The sequence below is a fragment of the Rhodococcus sp. NPDC058521 genome, assembly GCF_042719695.1.
In the GTDB taxonomy this organism is placed as follows: Bacteria; Actinomycetota; Actinomycetes; order Mycobacteriales; family Mycobacteriaceae; genus Rhodococcus_F.
On sequence record NZ_JBHXNL010000001.1, the window covers coordinates 466,120 to 486,649 of the forward strand.

The window sequence follows — 20,530 nt, forward strand, 5'->3', positions numbered from 1 at the left end:
CTATTCGGTGCCCGGGCCGACGTTGCGGCTGTTGCGGGTACGAATGTCGCGAACGTAGTCGGCGGGTGCGCCGGCGATCTCTGCAGCGTCGGCCATCACGCCGAGGTAGCGAGCGGAGGGCAGTCCACCCTCGTACGCGTCCATGACGTACAGCCACGCGAGCACCGGTCCCTCGTCCGTGTCGACTCGCACGCGAATCTTGCGGTGGATGCCGAGTTCCGACCCTTCCCACCGGTCGAGCCGGGTCTCGTCTTCCTCGGGAACGTCGTAGAGCACCACGAACACCCGGGCGCTCGACTCTTCGACGACCGTGGCGAGCGCCCCCTCCCAGCCGATGTCCTCGCCACCGAAGGTGAGTCGCCATCCGTTCAGCCAACCGGTGCCTGCGGTCGGTGAATGGGGGCAGCGCTGCAGCATCTGCTCCGGATGCATGTTGGACCCGTAGGCGGCGTAGATCGACACGGCGGAAAGCCTAATCGGTGCCTAGTAATCTGATGCGCGCAGTATCGCTGCAATAGCGTGAGCCCGGACCGGAGACCCCGGTCGGCCAGTCGACTTGGAGGACACATGACCCGGATCGTGATCATTGGTGGCGGACCAGCAGGCTACGAGGCGGCGCTCGTCGCCGCGCAATACGGGGCCACCGTCTCGCTGATCGATTCGGACGGAATCGGTGGTGCCTGCGTCCTGTTCGACTGTGTGCCCTCGAAGACCTTCATCGCGTCGACCGGTGTGCGCACCGACATGCGGCGCGCGACCGACCTGGGAATCAGCCTCGACCCGTCACAGGCGACCATTGCGCTCCCGCAGATTCATGCGCGTGTGAAGAGCCTCGCTCAGGCGCAGTCCTCGGACATTCGTGCTCGGCTCCAGAGTGTCGGCGTCGAGTTGCTCTCCGGCACGGCGGAGCTGACGGATCCGGAGATCGGAATGGCAGCGCACCAGGTGTGTGCCACGCTCGGCAGCGGCGAGAAGCGCACCATCGACGCCGATGTGGTGTTGATCGCCACGGGTGCCAGCCCCCGCATCATTCCGGGTGCCGAGCCCGACGGTGAGCGGATCCTCACCTGGCGCGACCTCTACGACCTGGACGAGCTTCCCGAGCATCTGGTGGTGATCGGTTCCGGTGTCACCGGTGCCGAGTTCGTGTCGGCCTACACCGAGATGGGTGTGAAGGTCACACTCGTGTCGAGCCGTGACCGAGTGCTGCCGGGGGAGGACGCAGACGCCGCACTCGTCCTCGAGGACGCATTGGCCGAACGTGGTGTCACGCTCGTGAAGCATGCTCGTGCCGAGTCGGTCGAACGCACGGAGAGCGGCATCGTCGCCAAGTTGGCCGATGGCCGCACGGTCGAGGGCAGTCATGCGCTGATGACCGTCGGTTCTGTGCCGAACACGAACGATCTGGGACTCGACAAGGTCGGCATCGAGCTGGACAACGGTGGATACCTGCGAGTCGATCGGGTGTCGCGGACCTCGGTGTCGGGTGTGTATGCGGCGGGTGACTGCACCGGCCTGCTCCCGCTCGCTTCGGTCGCGGCCATGCAGGGACGCATCGCGATGTACCACGCGCTCGGTGAGGGGGTCAGCCCGATCAAGCTGAAAACCGTTGCCTCCGCAGTGTTCACACGTCCCGAGATCGCCACGGTCGGTGTGAGTCAGTCGGCGATCGACGACGGCGAAGTTCCCGCACGCACCGTCATGCTGCCCCTCAACACCAACCCTCGGGCGAAGATGTCCGGGCTGCGCCGCGGTTTCGTGAAGATATTCTGCCGTCCCGCTACCGGCGTGGTGATCGGTGGCGTGGTCGTGGCCCCGACTGCTTCCGAGTTGATCCTGCCGATCGCCATCGCGGTTCAGAACAACCTGTCGGTCAACGACTTGGCACACAGCTTCTCGGTGTACCCGTCGTTGACCGGTTCGATCACCGAGGCGGCCCGCCAGCTTATGCGCCACGACGATCTGGACTGAGTCACTCACCCAGCGGCGATTTCCCGGTATTTGAGAAGCCGATTTCATATTCTGGTCATCGGGGTGGGATAGTCGAAGCACGATCGGCACCATTCGATCAGCCCTTCGGCGCTCTTCCCGCCCCGTTGACCCAGGACGGCCAGGGTGTTCTTCGGTAACTACCTGGGAGCTCTCGTGCATTCATCACCTTCTCTGGCGCGTCGTATGGACCGGTTGCGCAGTTCTGCAATCCGCGATCTGCTGACCCTCACCGCCCGACCGGACATAGTCAGCCTCGCCGGTGGCCTTCCCGACCCGGCCTTCATTCCGCGGGACCGGATTCGCCAGGAGATGGACCGGGTTCTCACCGACCCGGGTTCCGTGCAGTACGCGGAGACGACCGGGATTCTCGCCCTCCGCAAGGTTCTGGCGGACCGCGAGGGGGCACGTCTCGGACGCCTCCTCGACCCAGCAGAAGTGGTGGTCACGCACGGCTCGCAGCAGGCGCTCAGCCTTCTCGCTCAGGCCCTGCTCGATCCTGGTGACACGGTCGTCGTGGAGGACCCGGCGTACACCGGTGCGCTGCAGGTCTTTCGCGCCGCCGAAGCCGAGGTCGTGGCAGTGCCGCTCGACGAGGACGGCATGGACGTGTCCGTGCTCGAATCGATGTTGACGCAGGGTCTTCGGCCCGCCGTGGTCCACACGGTCGCGAACTTCCACAACCCGCGCGGCGTGGTTCTCGCCGCCGACCGTCGTGCGCGCCTTGCCCAGCTGGCGGACAGTTACGGCTTCTGGGTGATCGAGGACGATCCCTACGGCGAACTGTGGTTCGAGGCTCCGACACCGGACCCCGTGGCTGCCCTCTCGGACCGCGTCGTTCGTCTGTCCAGCGCATCCAAGATTCTCGCGCCCGCGTTGCGGGTGGGCTGGCTGCACGGCCCGCGTGAGGTGTGTCAGGCGGTCGAACTGCTCAAGCAGGGCGCAGATCTGTGCGGATCGTCGTTGACGCAGCAAGTGGCCGCGGGGCTGCTTGCAGACGGGCCGTGGCTCGCAGAGCATCTCACCGAACTCAGGGGGCGGTACGGTGCGCGGGCGAAAGTGCTGGTGGCAGCGGTCGAAAACGAGTTCGCAGGAATCGCGAGCGTGTCACCGGCCGTCGGCGGAATGTTCTGCTGGATGGAGTTCTACGGGCATACCGCTTCCCCGGTCGACACGTCTGTGCTCTTGCAGACGGCCATCGAGCACGGTGTCGCCTTCGTGCCGGGCGCCGCATTCGGAGTGGGAGCGGATCTGAGCAGCCAGTTGCGGCTGTGTTTCGCGACGAGTTCGGAGGACGTCCTCGTAGACGCCGTGCGCAGACTCCGCGGCGCCTACGACGGATCTGCCGCCGAGTCCGTCGTCCAGTCGTAGGTGCGCTCGACGGCCTTGTTCCACTCCGCGTAGAGTCGCTCGCGCTCGGCATCCTCCATGACGGGTTCCCAGGTGTGCCCCGCCTGCCAGTTGCGGCGAATATCGTCCTGACTCTCCCAGTACCCCACGGCCAGACCGGCGGCGTATGCGGCGCCGAGGGCGGTCGTTTCGTTGACGACGGGGCGAGTGACGGACTCGCCGAGGATGTCGGCTTGGAACTGCATCAGCGTCTCGTTCACGACCATGCCGCCGTCCACCTTGAGAGCCGCGAGTTCGACGCCGGAATCGGCGCGCATCGCGTCGATCACCTCGCGTGTCTGGTACGCGGTCGCCTCGAGGGCGGCCCGTGCGAGGTGTCCCTTGTTCACGTAACGGGTGAGCCCGGCGATGACGCCTCGTGCGTCGGGCCGCCAGCGCGGCGCGAACAAGCCGGAAAAGGCCGGCACGAAATACGCGCCGCCGTTGTCCTCGACGCTCCTCGCGAGCGGCTCGATGTCCTTGGCGGAGCGAATGATTCCCAAGTTGTCCCGTAGCCACTGCACCAGAGAACCGGTGACCGCTACCGAACCCTCGAGTGCGTACACCGCCGGCTCGTCGCCGATCTTGTAGCAGACCGTCGTCAACAATCCGTGCTCACTGGGCACGGGGGTGGTTCCGGTGTTGAGCAGCAAGAAGTTTCCGGTGCCGTACGTGTTCTTGGCCTCGCCGACGTCGAGGCAGGCCTGCCCGAACGTCGCCGCCTGCTGGTCGCCCAGAATCCCGGCGACCGGGACACCGGGCAACGGCCCACGCTCGCGGCCGGTCCCGTAAATCTCTGAGGAACTGCGGATTTCCGGCAGCATCGACATCGGAATCCCGAAGTCTTCGCAGATCTGTGGATCCCAGTCGAGCGTCTCGAGATTCATCAGCAGGGTGCGTGACGCATTGGTCACGTCGGTGACGTGCGTTCCCTCGGTGAGATTCCACAGAATCCAGGTGTCGATGGTGCCGAACACGAGGTCACCCGCCTCGGCCCGCTCGCGGGCACCCTCGACGTTGTCCAGAATCCATCGCACCTTCGGGCCGGAGAAGTACGTGGACAGCGGCAGACCCGTTTCGCGGCGGTAGCGATCGGGGCCGTGCTCACCGCCGAGTTCGACACACAGCCGGTCGGTTCGAGTGTCCTGCCACACGATGGCGTTGTAGACCGGTTCTCCGGTGTTGCGGTCCCAGACGACCGTGGTCTCGCGCTGATTCGTGATTCCCATGGCGACGATCTCCTCGCGCCGCAGATCTGCCTTCGCGAGAGCCTGAGCGGTGACTTCACGCGTGTTGATCCACAGCTGCTTCGGGTCGTGCTCCACCCAACCCGCCTGCGGGAACACCTGTTCGTGCTCCTTCTGGGCGACGCTCACGACGGCGCCGTCGTGGTCGAAGATCATGCAGCGACTCGACGTCGTGCCCTGGTCTATCGAAGCGATGTACTGAATCACACGCACGAAGCTACTAGCCTGGTCGGGAATCCGCCGTCAACTCACAGGAGTACGAGTTGAGTAATCAGCCAGGTGTCCAGTTCCTCGGGCCCAATCAGCGTGACGCTGCCTGGGACGCGCTGGGAACCGAGATCTTCGACGTGATCGTGATCGGCGGTGGTGTCGTGGGCGCCGGGGCCGCTCTCGATGCGGCGACCCGCGGTCTCAAGGTGGCGCTCGTCGAGGCACGTGACTATGCCTCGGGCACGTCGAGTCGTTCGTCGAAGATGTTCCACGGCGGTCTGCGCTACCTCGAGCAGCTCGAGTTCGGGCTCGTGCGTGAGGCGCTTCGTGAACGCGAACTGTCGTTGACGACCCTGGCACCGCACCTGGTGAAGCCACTGAAGTTCCTCTTTCCGCTCGAGCATCGATTCTGGGAGCGGCCCTACACGGCGGCCGGAATCTTCCTGTACGACCGCATGGGCGGCGCCAAATCGGTTCCTGCGCAGAAACATCTGACTCGTTCGGGTGCGCTTCGGATGGCCCCGGGGCTCAAGCGGGACTCGCTGATCGGTGGCATCCAGTACTACGACACGGTCGTCGACGATGCGCGGCACACGATGACGGTGGCGAGGACGGCAGCGCACTACGGAGCAGTGGTGCGCACGTCGACGCAGGTGGTGGGCTTTCTGCGGGAAGCCGACCGGGTTTCCGGAGTGCGGGTTCGCGACTGCGAGGACGGACGGACCACCGAGGTCAAAGGACACGTCGTGATCAATGCGACGGGTGTGTGGACCGACGAGATCCAGGAACTGTCGCACCAGCGTGGACGATTCCGGGTCCGCGCATCGAAGGGTGTTCACATCGTCGTATCGCGCGACCGGATTGTCAGTGACGCTGCGATCATTCTGCGCACCGAGAAGTCGGTGCTGTTCGTCATTCCGTGGGGCGGGCACTGGATCATCGGCACGACGGACACCGACTGGAACCTCGATCTCGGGCATCCCGCTGCCACGAAGGCCGACATCGACTATCTGCTCGAGCACGCCAACAAGGTGCTGGTGACCCCGTTGACACACGATGACATCGACGGTGTCTACGCAGGCCTGCGCCCACTGCTGGCGGGGGAGAGCGACGAGACGTCGAAGCTGTCGCGCGAACATGCGGTCGCGCGTGTTGCACCCGGTCTCGTGGCGATCGCGGGTGGCAAGTACACGACGTACAGGGTCATGGCAGAGGATGCCGTGGACCTCGCCTCCGACGATATTCCGGCGCGAGTGGCACCTTCCATCACGGAGAAGGTTCCGCTCGCAGGAGCGGACGGCTACTTCGCCCTGGTCAACCAGACGGTGCACCTCGGGGAGGTTCACGGTCTGCACCCCTACCGCATCAAGCATCTGCTCGATCGGTACGGCTCCCTGATCGGTGAGGTGCTCGATCTGGCGGAAGGTAGACCGGAACTTCTGCAGCCTCTCACCGATGCGCCCGCATACCTGCAGGTCGAGATGGTGTACGCGGCGGCCGCAGAAGGTGCGCTCCACCTCGACGACATTCTGGCCCGCCGAACCCGCATCGCGATCGAGTACCCGCATCGTGGGGTGAACTGCGCAGAGCAAGTCGCGTGTCTCGTGGCTCCGGTGCTCGGCTGGAGCCAGGGGGAGATCGACCGGGAAGTCGACTTCTATCGGGCACGTGTGGACGCCGAAGTGCGGTCACAGGCGCAACCGGACGACGAATCCGCCGACGCGCTGCGCGCCGCCGCCCCCGAGTCGCGGGTGGAGCTGCTGGAACCGGCGATCAGTGTGTCAGAAGAATCTTGAGCAACACGACGAGAGCTGCGACGAACGCGAGGACGAAAGCGGCGAGGTGCGTGTGCCAACGCACGGGGTCACCTCGTAGTCGACTGATCACGTAACTGATCGACGCGATCCGGCAGACCATCACTGCTTCTGCCACCAGCTGGGCGGTGCGGGGTTCCAGCCAGCCCAGCCACGCGGTGGACAGGATGGCGATGGGCATGAACGCCGAGCTCAGAATCGGTACGCCGTCGCGTAGCTCGGCTAGTCGTTGGGCGCGGTCGAGCTTCTCGCCGGTGCGGATGTTCTGTCCCACGACTTCGGCGAAGGCGTGAGCCACGAAGGTGGACAGGGCGGCGCCCAGCACCACCGCAACCCCCAACGTCTCCTGGGACCGGGTGACCGGTACCAGTGCGGCGAGCACCAGGATATTGCCGTAGACGTACGCACTGACCCGGCCGGCGGCATGTTCGACGGACAGGCTCTGTTCACGGGCGAACACGACGTCGAGTATCCCTGTGCGTGGATAGCGAGTCCAGAGTGTCGCCAACCGCTCACGGGGTCAGTGGGTGACCTTCGGGCTGTAGTGAATCGGTTCGCCGCGCCGGTGGACGGGCGGCAGGTTGCGCGCGGGGGTGTGTACGAGCGGGGCGTCGGGACCTCTGCGCCCTTCGGCTCGGTCCCATCCCGCTCGGGCCCTCGGGTGCCGACGCATTCGGACCGGAACGAGATGGAATGCGGCATTCACGGCCTTGCCGACGACGCGATGCAGTCGCTCGTCTCGAGCCGACCACGTGAACCCGAGAAGCTCGCGCACCGGCTGGTCGTACATGCCGACGGTGAGCCAGACGAACCCGTGCGCGATCGGATAGCGAGCGATCGACCACAGTGGGGCGGGTAGCCACGCCATGAACGGCGGCGCGCCGATCGTCGACAGGTTCAGGACGTCACGTGTCGCCTTGTTGTCCTCGAGAACGTTGCGGCACATGTGGCCCCAGTACGCCTGGAACTCCTCCCAGGTCTCCGGCACCGGTCGCATGCTCATGCCGTACAGGCGGTACCACTGGATGTGCTCCGTGAACAGTTGACGTTTCTCCGCTTCCGTGAGGCCGCCCATGAAGTTTTCTGCGGTGACGATCGTGCCCATGAAGAACGTGGCGTGTGCCCAGTAGAACGTTTCGGGGTCGAGGGCGTGGTACCGGCGACCGCGCCTGTCGACGCCCTTGACGGTTTCGTGGTAGCCGCGAACCTGTTCGGCAGTGTGCTGGGCGCGGTCTCCGTCGAAGACGACACCGCCGATCGGATAGAGCGAACGGAAGAGCCGCTCCCATCGCTCGTCGAAGAAGTGCGAGTGCTCCTCCACCCCGGCGCCCAGCCCTGGATGCATGTTCTGCATTGAACCGGCCCAAAGGCCTTGTAGCATCCCGCGCCAGTCGCCGAAGTACTTCCAAGTCAGTGAATCGGGACCCAATGGAGTCGGTAAGTTCGTGTCAACCGGGTGACTACGCATGTTGTCAGACTAGGGTTGACAACGCCCGTAGTCAAGAGTTCTGGGAGGTGGATCGGTGACCCTGGCACAACGGCGGGAGACCCGGAGAGAAGCGCTGCTCTCACACGGGATTGCGCTGCTCGGAGCGCAGAACGGCCCGGCGGTGAGCGTGCGAGCGGTCTGCCGGGCGGCCGGCCTCACCGAACGGTACTTCTACGAGAGCTTCACCGATCGAGACGAGTTCGTCCGCACGGTCTACGCCGAAGTGGGGGAAACAGGACGCGACGCTCTCGTTGCGGCCGTTGCCTCGGCATCCTCGATGCGCGAACGGGCGACCGCAGCAGTCGACGCATTCGTGAAGTTGATGGTCGACGACCCAGCCATGGGGCGAGTGCTCCTGGTCGCGCCGCTGTCCGAGCCTGCGTTGGGCGGGCGAGGCCTCGAGCTGATGCCAGGATTTGTGGGCCTCGTGCACGACCAACTTTCCGCCGTCACGGATCCGGTGCAGAAGCAACTGGTGGCAGTGGGTCTCGTCGGCGCCCTCACCAATCTGTTCATCGGGTACCTCGACGGTTCACTCGAGGCCACCCGCGGCCAACTGGTCGAGCACTGCGTCGGCCTGGTGTTGGAGGCCAATCGATCTCGGTAGAAGTGAGGGCAACATGCCGTTCCAGGTATCGGTGGAAGACAACCGTCGACCACAACCACGTCTCCGTGTCCTCGACCACCGATTGTTCTCCCTGGACGATGCATTCGTGTACGTCCACGAAGACATGGTCGTAGACGTCCCGCACTGCCTGCCCTGCACACTGCGCACGGATCTGGCATCGGTACCAGCACCCCTACGCGGCTTGCTCACCCCGTATGGAAGGCAACTGCTACCTGCGGTCATGCACGACGACCTGAGCAATCAGGCATTGAAAGCAGGACGTTCCGGAATGCGGCTCCGTCGTCGCGCCGACGAGCTGTTCCGCCTCGCGCTCCTCGACGAAGGAGTCGGCCGGTGCAGGAGTCTGCTCTTCTGGGTGGGTGTGGAGGTCGGCCGGTACTGGACCTTCACCCGGTACCTTCGATTCCTCCTGATCGCCCAACATGTACTGGGAATGCTGTGCTGGGTTGTCGGGGCGCCGTGGGCGCTCATGGGTGGACACCCCGGTTACGCTCTCGCGCTGCTGATTGCACCGGTTGTCACGGCGATGCTGTGGCGCCGGGACTTTCCGGTCGCCTTGCTCGGCTGCGTGATTCTGCCTCTCGTCGCCCCGACCTATCTGCTCACCATTGCGACCGCAGCCGTGCTGTGGGTGCCGGACGGTCTCGCCTGGGCCTTCGGCCGCCGTAGTGCTCCGACGCCGCCGCCGTTGGGGCCGCCGACGAACGTGCTGGGCGGAACTCATACCTGACAGTGCGGGCAGAAACAGATCGGTTGCCCGCCGAGCTCGAAAGACTCGATCCTGCTCCCACAACGGCGGCAACTCTTACCGGCGCGCCCGTATACCCACGGTCGACGACGAACCGCATTGTTCTCGTCCGCGTTCATCATTCGGTGCGCCAGTCGAATCATCGCACTCGGATCCGGCACCGAGTCGACCGGAGTGAGAGGATGGACACCCCGAAGGAAACACAGCTCGTTGCGATACACGTTTCCGACACCCGCCAGAATTCGCTGGTCGACGAGAGCGAGTGCGATCGGCTCGTCGGCCGATGCCAAGAGATTCGTGAGGACCTGTTCGGGATCCCAATCGTCGCCGAGCAGGTCCGGTCCGAGATGTCCGACGACCTCGTCCTCGTGTTCGCGTCGCACGACCTCGGTGATACCCAGCGAAAATCCAACCGCGACCCGGTTCTCGGTGGCCAACACGATTCGCGCTGCTTCCCCCGACTGACGACCTCGTCGACAGTCCCGCCGGTGAGATCGACTGTCGCGTAACGCGGAACACGAATGTCGCACGTGAGAATCTCGTGCCCCGTCAAAGCATCGCGAAGCAGATTGGCGGTCCGCCAGACGGTGTCTCCCTCCGGCATGTCAGGACCGTAGCCGGAATCCACGAGGCGTCGCCGAGAAGCCGGACTCGGTCAGAACCGGTGCGAAATCGCTGCCGTGCACCGTCTCTCCGTCCACCTTCTCGACCACGAGTTTGTCGACGCCACCGCCCTTCACGGTGTCCGCGAGACTCGCAGTCGCGGTGCGGAGAATCCCAGGATCGTCGGAGAACGTGAGAACCGTCCGGCCCCCGCGCTCCACGAACAGAACCAACTCACCGTCGACCAGAACCACCATGCCGCCCGCCTTTCGTCCGGGCCGATGCGCAGGGCCGTCGCCCGTGCGAGTAGGCCACGGCAGTGCCGCGCCATAAGGATTGGCGGGATCGCACGCCGCGAGTGTGAGTGCTGCACTGCCGGTGTGGCGGCCCTCCAACGAATCCCCGTAGCTCCGCAGCCTGTCGACCACGTGTGGCGTCGAGAACTGGGCGCCGCCGAGCGACTCCACGAAATGTCCGCGGCGACAACGTCCGTTGTCCTCGAACGTCCCCAGCACCTTGTACATCAAGGCGAACCCACCCGGAACGTTCTCGGCGATCACCGAACCCCTCGTGACCACGCCGTACCGCTCGAGGAGCGTCTCGGCAGTGGCGCTCGCGCGCACCGTCGGATCGGATTCGATGCTCGGCAGTGCCGACCACCGGCCACCGACCGTGGGTGGGCCGCCCCGCGAGGGCAGTGCCATCGTTCGGTACGGGCGGGCGCGCGGCGGCCGCCGCGGCGCGCGGTGGCTGGGCGTTGCCCGGGAGGTGTCCGACAGAAGCGCTCGTAGCGGGGACAAGGTGTCGTTGGTGATGTGGCCGAGCCATACCAGATCCCACAGTGCAGTCGACAGGGCCGAATCGTCGTCCGAATCCACCGAGTCGGCCAACTGCCGGAAGAAGTACGCGCCACCGCCGGTCAGGCATTCGAGAATGCGATTCTGCAACTCGGTCAGGTCCGACTCGGCAGGCCCGGGCAAGGTGAACGGGGCGGCGTCCGCAGGCTGGAGTCGTACCCAACCATCCTTTCCCGAAATTCTGCCCGCACCCGACCACACCACTTCACCTGTCGCAGTGAGTTCGTCGAGCATCGCCGGTGAATAGTCGGCGACCCGAGCCGGCAGCACGAGCGATTCGAGGGCAGAAGCCGGAACCGGCACGCCGGAAAGCAGTTCCGCCACGGTGGCCACCCCGTCGATCCCGCGGAGTGTGCCGCCGACGTGTTGCCATCCGGGCAGGAAACGCCCCAAGGCCGCGGTTGCGACCGGTTCCACTTCCTGACGTGCGGCTGCGAGCGACCGGCGGCGCAACCTCCGCAACACCTCGGAATCGCACCACTCGCTCCCGGTGGAACCCGGCCGGAATTCGCCCTCCGTGACGCGCTTGTCGAGGGCGAGGCGGCGCAGAACATCCTGTGCGACCGCCGTTCCGATCCCGAATCGTCCCGCAACGTCTGCGAGAACGAAAGGCCCGTGCGTACGGGCGAACCGGCTGATCAGGTCACCCAACGGATCGTCGACCGGTTCGATGAACGCGGATGGCACGCCGATGGGAAGCGGTACGCCGAGGCCGTCGCGTAATCGTGCCGCGTCCTCGACCGGCGTCCACCACTCGCGCCCCGCGAAGTACACGTTCAACGCACGTCGCGCCGAGACGAGCTCGTGCAGCCAAGGTTCGGGATCCTGTGCGCAGCGGTCGCCGACTTCCTCGGTGGTGAGCGGGCCGAGCATCCGGAGCAGGTCGGCCGCACCCTCGAGGTCCTTCGCCTTCCGCTGCGGGACCAGACGCTGGAGTTCGAGCTCGGCCTGTTCGATCACTTCGGCGTCGAGGAGTTCGCGCAGTTCGACTCGGCCGAGCAGTTCCGCCAACAGCGTCGAGTCCAAGGACAGCGCGGCGGCGCGGCGCTCCGCCAACGGGCTGTCACCCTCGTACATGAACTCGCCCACGTACCCGAACAGGATTGCACCCGCGAACGGTGACGGCGACTGCGTCTCGACCTCCACCATCCGCAGTCGACGGCGTTCCAGGCCGACCAACAGTTGCTTCAGAGCAGGCAGGTCGTACACGTCCTGCAGGCACTCGCGCACCGTCTCGAGCAGGATCGGAAAGGTGGGGTAGCGGCGCGCGACGTCGAGAAGCTGAGCGGACCGCTGCCGCTGCTGCCACAGGGGAGCGCGTTTGCCGGGATTGCGTCGGGGCAGGAGCAGAGCACGCGCGGCGCACTCCCGGAAGCGCGACGCGAACAATGCGGAGCCACCGACGGCTTCGGTGACGATCTCCTCGATCTCGTCGCTGTCGAACGCGAACAGAGCAGCGCCGGGTGGATCGTCGTCGGTGTCGGGCAGACGCACGATGATGCCGTCGTCGGAGGCGGTCGCATTCGCGTCGAGCCCGAAACGTTCGCCGAGCCGTGCACCCACCGCGAGCGCCCACGGTGCATGGACCCGCTGCCCGTACGGCGAGTGCAGGACGATCCGCCAGTCACCCAACTCGTCCCGGAACCGTTCGACGACGAGCGTGCGATCGGTCGGCACGTGACCGGTGGTGGACTTCTGTTCCGCCACCAGCTGAATCAGATTGTTCGTAGCGTTGGTGTCGAGCCCGCCGACACCACACCGCTCCCGAACCTCGTCCTCGTGACCGAGTGACACCTCCCGCAGAAAACCTCCGAGTGCCTCACCGAGCTCGGCCGGCCTGCCGAGACCGTCCCCGTGCCAGAACGGAAGCCTGCCCGGGAGCCCGTACGCGGGACTCACCAGAACCCGATCGAACGTGATCTCCTCGATTCGCCAACTCGTGGCACCGAGAGCGAACACGTCGCCGACCCTCGACTCGTACACCATCTCCTCGTCCAGTTCGCCGACGCGCGAAGCCTTTTCGCCGACCATGTAGACGGTGAACAAGCCGCGGTCGGGGATGGCGCCGCCCGACGTGACGGCAAGGCGCTGTGCACCCGGACGGCCGGTGAGCGTGTTGGCATCGCGGTCCCAGACCACACGAGGTCGAAGTTCTGCGAACTCGTCCGAGGGGTACCGGCCGGCGAGAAGGTCCAACGTCGACTCGAAGGCAGATCGGGGGAGGGTGGCGAACGAACCGCTGCGCCGTACGGTGTCGAACCAGTCGTCGACGTCGATCGGTTCGAGGGCAGTGGCCGCAACCGTGTGCTGAGCGAGAATGTCCAGCGGATTGGCGGGCACCGAAAGCGCCTCGATCTGCCCCGACACCATGCGCTCGACCGTCACCGTGCAGTGCAGCAGATCCGTTCTGTGCTTGGGGAACACCACGCCGCGAGAGATCTCACCGACCTGGTGCCCTGCGCGGCCCACCCGCTGTAGTCCGCTCGAGACCGATGGCGGCGCCTCGACCTGGATGACCAGATCGACCGCGCCCATATCGATTCCGAGCTCGAGGCTGCTGGTTGCCACCACGCACCGGAGACGACCCGATTTGAGGTCGTTCTCGATGAGCTTGCGTTGGTCCTTGCTCACCGACCCATGGTGCGCCCGGGCCAGCAATGATTCCGCGCCGTAGGACACCTCCGAAGGCGTACCGATCTGGGATGCCGGTTTCGGGTTGCGGTCGATGGACTCGCCGCCTCGCTCGGCGTGGATCTCGTTGAGCCGGGCCGTGAGTCGTTCTGCGAGACGTCGTGAGTTGGCGAACACGATCGATGACCGGTGCTTTTCGACGAGATTCACTATCTGTTCGTCCACGTGCGGCCAGATCGAACCCGCCTGGGGTGTGGGCGACGCGGATTCCTCGTCCGGCTCGGCAACTCCCAGTTCGGTCATGTCCTCCACCGGGACGCGCACCGTGAGGTCGAAAGTCTTGGGAGCTGGCGGTGCCACGACGCGGATGGGCGCAGACCCGGCGAGAAAACGACCGACCTCCTCGTGTGGGCGGACGGTCGCGGAAAGGCCGATTCGTTGAGCCGGGGACTCGAGAAGCTGATCGAGACGCTCGAGGGACAGCGCGAGATGTGCGCCACGCTTTGTCCCAGCAACGGCATGCACTTCGTCGACGATGACGGTGTCGACCTGCGTCAACGTTTCGCGCGCAGCCGACGTGAGCATCAGGAACAACGATTCGGGTGTGGTGATCAGGATGTCCGGAGGCTTGCTGATCAGAGTGCGTCGCGTCGCCGGGGGTGTGTCGCCCGAGCGGACCCCGACCGATATGTCGGGTGGGCTCACCCCCAACCGCTTCGCTGTTTGCGTGATACCGACGAGAGGAGCGCGCAGATTGCGCTCGACGTCGACACCGAGTGCCTTGAGCGGTGAGATGTACAGGACCTTGGTCTTGCGGGCGGCAGCCTTCTCATGCGGCGCATCCGTGTCGTGCTCGCTGGTTGCCAGCTGATCGAGAGCCCACAGGAATGCGGACAACGTCTTACCCGACCCCGTGGGTGCCACGACGAGCGTGTGCGATCCACCCGCAATCGACTCCCACGCCCCGAGCTGGGCGGCGGTGGGGGCGGGAAAGGCGCCGTCGAACCACTCCCTGGTGGCGGCGGAGAACCTGCCGAGTACGTCGGTCACCGTTCCATAGTGCACGGCGATACCGACATGCATCGCGCATCCACGGACGAATGAGACATTCGTACGATCTGACCGGATGGGCGTCCCATTGGTCCGGGGTCAGAGGTGGGAGAAGCGGTCCAGCAGGGCCGCCTTGATCTCGGGCCTGCCCGCCGCGACCAGGGTGAACGTGGCCTCGCGCATCAGTCGCTCCGCAGTGTTGCTCCCGACGAGCGACGCGCTGCCCGTCGCCGCCACCAACGAAGATGCGACCCGCACCGCAAGTTCGGACGCCTCTGCTCGTGCTGTCGACATGTCCGCGCTGCCCTCCAGTGCGGCGTTGAGCTCGAGACGGGCACGCGACACCTGCTCCTCGAACGGGTCCACGTCGACACCGAGATCACTCAGCTCGTGAATGCACCGGCGCGTCACCCCCATCGCAAGGCAACCGGTGATCCAGACCCCGAAGAGTTGGCTGCGCCCGAACTCGTCGACAGTCTCGATTCCGCTCACAGACGTGGCCGGCACCGCGAAGTCGTCGAACGTCAGCCGAACGGTGTTGCTCCCACGTGCCGCGATGAGAGGTATCGGCTGGACCGAGATCCCAGGCGCCTCGGCCGCACGGACGATCATGTGCACGACAGAATCGTCGAACTCGTCTCGTGCAGAGACCTGCAGGACGTCCACGAGGCCCCAACCGCTGACGAAGGGAGACACCCCGTCGAGCACGTAACCGTCGTCGACGCGGCGGGCCCACAGCGTCGGAGGCGTCGGGACAGCGCCGGTCATGGCGGCGCCGGCCCGCACCGCTCCGTTGACGAACCCGGAGAGGTAGGTCTCGCGCATTTCGTCGTCTGCCGAACCGGCGAACCGAGCAAGGACGCCGAGGTGCTGCATCCACGTGAACGCCGTCGCCAGGCAGCCGCCGCACAAGGTTTCGACGACTTCGACCAGGACACCTGGCGTGACACCCGAATCGGGGGCGGTGAGACCGTAGAACCCTTCCGACGCCAGCGTGTCGAAATGACTCGTCGGGATCTCCCCGTCGACGTCGACACTGTCCGCCACCGGGAACAGGACGTCCTCGGCGAGCTCCACCGCTAGTTCGGGCCAGTCGGTCACGGGTCCATACTGCCGGACGAATGGACGGGCGTCCCATTCGTCCGGGGCAGAGGGGAGGGGATGGGGTCAGGTGAACTCGACGCCCTGGGCGAGCGGCAAGCGGTCCGAGTAGTTGACAGTGTTCGTCGCCCTGCGCATGTAGGCCTTCCACGCGTCGGAACCGGATTCGCGACCGCCTCCGGTTTCCTTCTCGCCGCCGAACGCGCCGCCGATCTCGGCTCCCGAGGTGCCGATGTTGACGTTCGTGATGCCGCAGTCCGAACCGTCGGCCGCCAGGAAACGCTCGGCTTCGCGCTGATCGAGAGTGAAGATCGCGGACGAAAGCCCTTGTGGCACCGAATTGTGGATCTCGATGGCCACGTCGAGGTCCTCGTAGGTCAGGACGTACAGGATCGGAGCGAAAGTCTCGTCACGCACGACGCTCGTCTGACCCGGCATCCGGACCACTGCAGGTGTGACGTACCAGCCGGTGTCGCCGACCCGCTCGCCGCCACATTCCACCGTGCCGCCCTCTGCCCGTGCCCTTTCCAGCGCCGACTGCATGGCCGTGTATGCCGCTTCGTTCACCAGCGGCCCGACCAGAACCCCATCGTCGAACGGATTGCCCACGCGCAACTGTGAATACGCGGAGGTGATGCGGGAGGTGAGTTCGTCGACGATCGAGGAGTGCACGATGATCCGGCGAAGCGACGTACAGCGTTGTCCCGCAGTGCCGGCGGCAGAGAAGGCGATCCCGCGCACCGCCAGGTCGAGGTCGGCCGAGGGTGTGACGACGGCGGCGTTGTTCCCGCCCAGTTCGAGGAGACAGCGACCGAAACGGGCAGCGACCCGCGGGGCGACCGCGCGTCCCATCGGTACCGAGCCGGTGGCGCTGAGCAACGCGACTCGCGGTTCGTCGACCAGTGTTTCGCCGACGTCCGCGCCGCCCTGGACGAGGCGGTGAATGTCTTCGGGGGCGCCGACGTCACGAGCCGCGCGGCGCAGAAGGGCGTCGCAGGCGATCGCGGTGAGCGGGGTGGTTTCGGACGGTTTCCACACGACCGTGTCACCGCATACCAGGGCGATCGCGGTGTTCCAGGACCACACCGCCACGGGAAAATTGAACGCGGAGACGACGCCGACCACGCCGAGTGGGTGCCAGGTTTCCATGAGCCGGTGTCCCGGGCGCTCGGATGCCATGGTGCGTCCGTACAACTGGCGGGAGAGACCGACCGCGAACTCGCAGATGTCGATCATCTCCTGCACTTCACCGAGGGCCTCGGACTCGATCTTTCCCGCCTCGAGCGTGACGAGTTCGGCCAGATCGTTCTTGTGCTCCACAAGCAGTTGTCCGAGTCTGCGGACCACCGCGCCCCGCACCGGGGCGGGCACCGTGCGCCATCGCAGGAACACCCCGTGTGCCGCGCTCACCGCCGCGTCCACCCCGGCTGCGTCCGACGCCGCGATCGTGGCCAGTTCGGATCCGTCGATGGGACTTCGAGAAGTGAGCGTCTTTCCGGAAGTTGCGTCACTCGAATGGTTTTCGGTGCCGCACCGGGCGAGAGCCCGCTCGGATCGGTCGCGCAGCGAAGTGAAATCGGTGGCTGTCATGATGCATACCTCTCTCGGGGAACCTGGCAAGTTTCGTGCATGTTCTGTCTCTGCTGGGCTAGCCTGCGCTGGTGGTGGAATCTTCCAAGAACGACTCCCGGGGCGATGCCGTGACGGCCCCGCTCGACGAGATCGATCGCGTGCTCATGCGTGAGTTGGTCGCAGACGGGCGGGCCACTCTCGCCGTACTGGCGGAGAAGGCGGGCCTTTCGGTGTCGGCCGTGCAGTCGCGTGTGCGTCGCCTCGAATCGCGGAAAGTGATCAGGGGTTACACGGCGAAGGTCGATTCCGATGCCATGGGACGTGGCCTGTCGGCGTTCGTGGCGATCACCCCGCTCGATCCATCCCAACCCGACGACGCACCGGCTCGGCTGCGTCACCTGTCCGCGATCGAAGCCTGCCACTCGGTGGCAGGCGAGGACAGCTATGTGCTCATGGTGCGGGTGGCGTCCCCACGAGCCCTCGAGTCGTTGCTTCAGGAGATCAGGGCCACTGCCAACGTGCATACTAGAAGCACCATCATTCTGCAGACTTTTTACGACAGATAGATCGACCGCAGTAAATATTCCATTTATTTATGGATGTGTCGATAAATATGACATATCCTCAGGTCATGAGCGCCTCGATTCGAAACAGTCCGACCGGCAGTGGCGAGTCTACGATCGCCGCAGCATCCGTGCACGACGTACTGCGGGCCAGCATGCTGGTCGACGGATTCGACCTGGTGCTGGACCTCGAACGGTCGAGCGGAACCAGACTGATCGATCAGCGTGACGGCACCGCCTACCTCGACATGTTCGGATTCTTCGCGTCCTCGGCGCTCGGCATGAACCATCCTGCGCTGGCCGACGATGGCGCGTTCCGTCGTGAATTGACGACGGCCGCCGTCAACAAACCCAGCAACTCCGACATCTACTCGGTGCCGATGGCGAGATTCGTCGACACCTTCGTCAGGGTGCTCGGCGACCCGCGCCTACCGCATCTCTTCTTCGTCGACGGTGGTGGACTCGCGGTCGAGAACGCACTGAAAGTGGCTTTCGACTGGAAGAGTCGTTTCAACGAAAGTCGCGGGGTGGACAGCGCACTGGGCTCGAAGGTGATGCACCTGACCGGTGCGTTCCACGGGCGGACCGGATACACCATGTCCCTCACCAACACCGAGCCGGGCAAGGTCGCAAGGTACCCCAAGTTCGACTGGCCGCGTATCGACGCGCCCTACGTTCTGGACAGCCGCGACATGGACGAAGCCGAGTCGTCGGCTCTGGAACAAGCGCGGACCGCCTTCGAGGAGAATCCCCACGACATAGCGTGTTTCATCGCCGAGCCGATCCAGGGTGAAGGCGGCGACAACCACTTCCGTCCGGAGTTCTTCGTGAAGATGCAGGCCCTGTGCCACGAATACGACGCCTTGCTGATCTTCGACGAGGTGCAGACCGGTTGCGGCCTCACCGGCACCGCGTGGGCGTACCAGCAGTTCGGCGTGGAACCGGACGTCGTCGCATTCGGCAAGAAGGTGCAGGTGTGCGGGATCATGGCGGGTGGCCGCGTCGACGAAGTCGCCGACAACGTGTTCGAGGTTCCATCGCGTATCAACTCGACGTGGGGCGGCAATCTCGCGGACATGGTGCGGGCCAGGAGAATCCTCGAGGTGATCGAGGGTGACAGATTGGTCGATCGGGCTCGGATGACCGGAGCGCATCTTCTGGGGCGTCTCGTCCAACTTGCTGCCGGCACTGGTGGTCTTGCCCGGCCCCGTGGCCGAGGCCTGATGTGCGCGGTCGACTTCGAGTCGCGGGAAATTCGTGACCGCGTGGTCGCCGAGCTGCGCGATACCGAGCACGTGCTCGTGTTGCCCGGCGGTGATCGCGGGATTCGATTCCGGCCGCCGCTCAACGTGACGACGACAGAACTCGACGCGGCCGTCGACGCGATGGGGCGGGTGGTCCGCGGTATCGTCGCTGCGTGAGCAGTCCAGAACAGCCGGAGTGGGCGCGTCATTTCGCGCTGGAATCCGTTCCGAACTTCCGTGACATCGGCGGATACGGTGCGCATGGGGGCGGTGTCGTCCGCACCGGTGCAGTCTTTCGCTCGACAGACCTGAGCCGGCTGTCCGACGAGGACTCCGCCGCGCTGGCTCGGCTCGACATCAGGACCGTGTACGACCTGAGGTCCGTAGCCGAGCGTGACCGGGCGCCGGACCGACTGCCACCGGGATCCAGTGCGCTCGCACTCGACGTCCTCCGCGATCGAGGAGGGTCCGCCATCACCGCGCAGATGCTCCGGGTGATCGAGGATCCGATGATTGCCGAGACGGAACTGGGCGGTGGACGTGCAGCCCGCTACTTCGAATCGAGCTACCGCGATTTCGTGACGATGCCGAGCGCGGTCGCCGCCTACCGAACGATGTTCGCGGGCCTCGTGGGAGACGAGGAGGGTGAACCCCTACCCGCTCTTGTGCACTGCACCACAGGCAAGGACCGAACGGGCTGGGCGACGGCTGCACTGCACCTCCTGCTCGGGGTGAGCGAGGAACACGTGTTCGACGATTACCTGTCAACGAACGGTTACCTCTTGCCTGCCCTCTCGGTCGTGTTCGAGACGTTCGAATCGCAGGGCGGAGACCCGTCCCTGCTGGAACCGGTTCTCGGTGTGCAGCGGAGTTATCTCGAGTCGGCTCTCGCTGTGATGGAGGAGAACTTCGGGGCGGTGGAGAACTATTTCGCCGAGGGGCTGGGTATCGACGACAAGGCGCAGGCGCAGTTGCGCGAGTTGCTGATCACCGACGCACAGTGAAACCGAGCGCGCCCTCCGCGAAACGCGTGACAGCGGCAGAGCCCGACTCGAGGGCATCGTCGTGACCGTCGCGAGCCCATCCCGTCAGAACCGCCTCCTCGCCGTCCGGGGTGAGAAGTACCTCGGCGAGTAGTTCGCCGGTGTTCGGCTGGCAGACCGCCCAGGTGTACTGCTCGTCCGACTTCCACGCCGCGTGGCTTCGCTGCACGTGGTCGGGATCGGTGATCGAGCCGTCTGCCAGGGCAGGCCGATCGTCCACTCGCTCGTCTGCCCGCAGTGCCCGCAGATACCATCCGCCGGCATTGATCTCCACTGGTTCCATCGTGCTGGCTCCTCGTTCGGTGTCGGGACATGTCGAACAGACCACTGCGCGCCGTGCAACGTGGAAGTT

The 20,530-nt window shown here is 65.4% G+C and carries 16 protein-coding genes and 1 pseudogene; 8 read left to right on the top strand and 9 right to left on the bottom strand.

The genetic code is table 11. The features are described 5' to 3' along the window. Entirely contained in the window at positions 1-462 is a 462-nt protein-coding gene (locus tag ACFWO3_RS02185) for a gamma-glutamylcyclotransferase (protein ID WP_378573217.1), read from the bottom strand. Positions 463-567: 105 nt separating this feature from the next. On the opposite strand from ACFWO3_RS02185, the gene ACFWO3_RS02190 reads away from it, so the two are divergent. Together ACFWO3_RS02190 and ACFWO3_RS02195 are read left to right on the top strand one after the other, a co-directional pair. Next, positions 568-1,971, top strand: a complete 1,404-nt coding sequence (locus ACFWO3_RS02190; RefSeq protein ID WP_378573219.1) for an NAD(P)H-quinone dehydrogenase — start codon at positions 568-570, stop codon at positions 1,969-1,971. 204 nt (positions 1,972-2,175) lie between these two features. After that, a complete protein-coding gene (locus ACFWO3_RS02195) occupies positions 2,176-3,360 on the top strand; it encodes a PLP-dependent aminotransferase family protein (RefSeq protein ID WP_378573977.1) in 1,185 nt (394 codons plus the stop codon). Here the strand turns inward: ACFWO3_RS02195 and glpK are convergent. Then, entirely contained in the window at positions 3,321-4,832 is a 1,512-nt protein-coding gene (gene glpK / locus ACFWO3_RS02200) for a glycerol kinase GlpK (protein ID WP_378573221.1), read from the bottom strand. The two genes, ACFWO3_RS02195 and glpK, sit on opposite strands and share 40 nt — an antisense overlap. 56 nt (positions 4,833-4,888) lie before the next feature. Here glpK and ACFWO3_RS02205 point away from each other — a divergent pair, with 56 nt between their 5' ends. Continuing rightward, positions 4,889-6,631, top strand: a complete 1,743-nt coding sequence (locus tag ACFWO3_RS02205) for a glycerol-3-phosphate dehydrogenase/oxidase (protein WP_378573224.1) — start codon at positions 4,889-4,891, stop codon at positions 6,629-6,631. Here ACFWO3_RS02205 and ACFWO3_RS02210 read toward each other — a convergent pair. Both ACFWO3_RS02210 and ACFWO3_RS02215 read right to left on the bottom strand, forming a co-directional pair. Continuing rightward, positions 6,609-7,109 carry a hypothetical protein gene (locus ACFWO3_RS02210; protein WP_378573226.1) on the bottom strand — a complete coding sequence of 167 codons (501 nt, stop codon included), beginning with the start codon at positions 7,107-7,109 and terminating at the stop codon, positions 6,609-6,611. The two genes, ACFWO3_RS02205 and ACFWO3_RS02210, sit on opposite strands and share 23 nt — an antisense overlap. A 60-nt stretch (positions 7,110-7,169) precedes the next feature. Then, a complete protein-coding gene (locus tag ACFWO3_RS02215; RefSeq protein ID WP_378573228.1) occupies positions 7,170-8,117 on the bottom strand; it encodes an oxygenase MpaB family protein in 948 nt (315 codons plus the stop codon). Between the two features lie 55 nt (positions 8,118-8,172). Between ACFWO3_RS02215 and ACFWO3_RS02220 the strand changes: the two genes are divergently transcribed. Further along, the gene (locus ACFWO3_RS02220; protein WP_378573230.1) at positions 8,173-8,745 is read left to right on the top strand and encodes a TetR/AcrR family transcriptional regulator; all 573 of its coding nucleotides are present in this window, start codon (positions 8,173-8,175) and stop codon (positions 8,743-8,745) included. 13 nt (positions 8,746-8,758) lie between these two features. Next, positions 8,759-9,496 carry a DUF1353 domain-containing protein gene (locus ACFWO3_RS02225; RefSeq protein ID WP_378573232.1) on the top strand — a complete coding sequence of 246 codons (738 nt, stop codon included), beginning with the start codon at positions 8,759-8,761 and terminating at the stop codon, positions 9,494-9,496. Here ACFWO3_RS02225 and ACFWO3_RS02230 read toward each other — a convergent pair. From ACFWO3_RS02230 to ACFWO3_RS02245, 4 genes and pseudogenes are all read right to left on the bottom strand, one after another. Beyond that, positions 9,487-10,118 (bottom strand): annotated as a pseudogene (locus tag ACFWO3_RS02230) (zinc finger domain-containing protein). The gene ACFWO3_RS02225 and the pseudogene ACFWO3_RS02230 sit on opposite strands and share 10 nt — an antisense overlap. A 1-nt stretch (position 10,119) precedes the next feature. Continuing rightward, complete coding sequence (locus tag ACFWO3_RS02235; protein ID WP_378573234.1) at positions 10,120-14,688, bottom strand: ATP-dependent helicase; 4,569 nt, start codon at positions 14,686-14,688, stop codon at positions 10,120-10,122. 66 nt (positions 14,689-14,754) lie between these two features. Then, positions 14,755-15,756: an acyl-CoA dehydrogenase family protein gene (locus ACFWO3_RS02240; RefSeq protein ID WP_378573236.1), complete on the bottom strand. Its 1,002-nt coding sequence runs from the start codon at positions 15,754-15,756 to the stop codon at positions 14,755-14,757. Between the two features lie 66 nt (positions 15,757-15,822). Further along, the gene (locus tag ACFWO3_RS02245) at positions 15,823-17,346 is read right to left on the bottom strand and encodes an aldehyde dehydrogenase family protein (RefSeq protein ID WP_378573238.1); all 1,524 of its coding nucleotides are present in this window, start codon (positions 17,344-17,346) and stop codon (positions 15,823-15,825) included. 71 nt (positions 17,347-17,417) lie between these two features. Here ACFWO3_RS02245 and ACFWO3_RS02250 point away from each other — a divergent pair, with 71 nt between their 5' ends. The 3 genes from ACFWO3_RS02250 to ACFWO3_RS02260 all read left to right on the top strand — a co-directional run bounded on the left by ACFWO3_RS02250 (position 17,418) and on the right by ACFWO3_RS02260 (position 20,139). Beyond that, on the top strand, positions 17,418-17,894 hold the full coding sequence (locus tag ACFWO3_RS02250; RefSeq protein ID WP_378573240.1) for an Lrp/AsnC family transcriptional regulator: 477 nt from the start codon (positions 17,418-17,420) through the stop codon (positions 17,892-17,894). A 65-nt stretch (positions 17,895-17,959) separates the two neighbouring features. Next, positions 17,960-19,312: an L-lysine 6-transaminase gene (lat, locus tag ACFWO3_RS02255; protein ID WP_378573242.1), complete on the top strand. Its 1,353-nt coding sequence runs from the start codon at positions 17,960-17,962 to the stop codon at positions 19,310-19,312. Continuing rightward, positions 19,309-20,139: a tyrosine-protein phosphatase gene (locus tag ACFWO3_RS02260; protein ID WP_378573244.1), complete on the top strand. Its 831-nt coding sequence runs from the start codon at positions 19,309-19,311 to the stop codon at positions 20,137-20,139. The genes lat and ACFWO3_RS02260 overlap by 4 nt, the downstream gene beginning before the upstream one ends. On the opposite strand, the gene ACFWO3_RS02265 is transcribed toward ACFWO3_RS02260, so the two are convergent. Then, positions 20,123-20,461 (bottom strand): hypothetical protein, encoded by a 339-nt coding sequence (locus ACFWO3_RS02265; RefSeq protein WP_378573246.1) that lies wholly within the window; start codon positions 20,459-20,461, stop codon positions 20,123-20,125. The genes ACFWO3_RS02260 and ACFWO3_RS02265 overlap by 17 nt on opposite strands. Positions 20,462-20,530 lie beyond the last annotated feature (69 nt).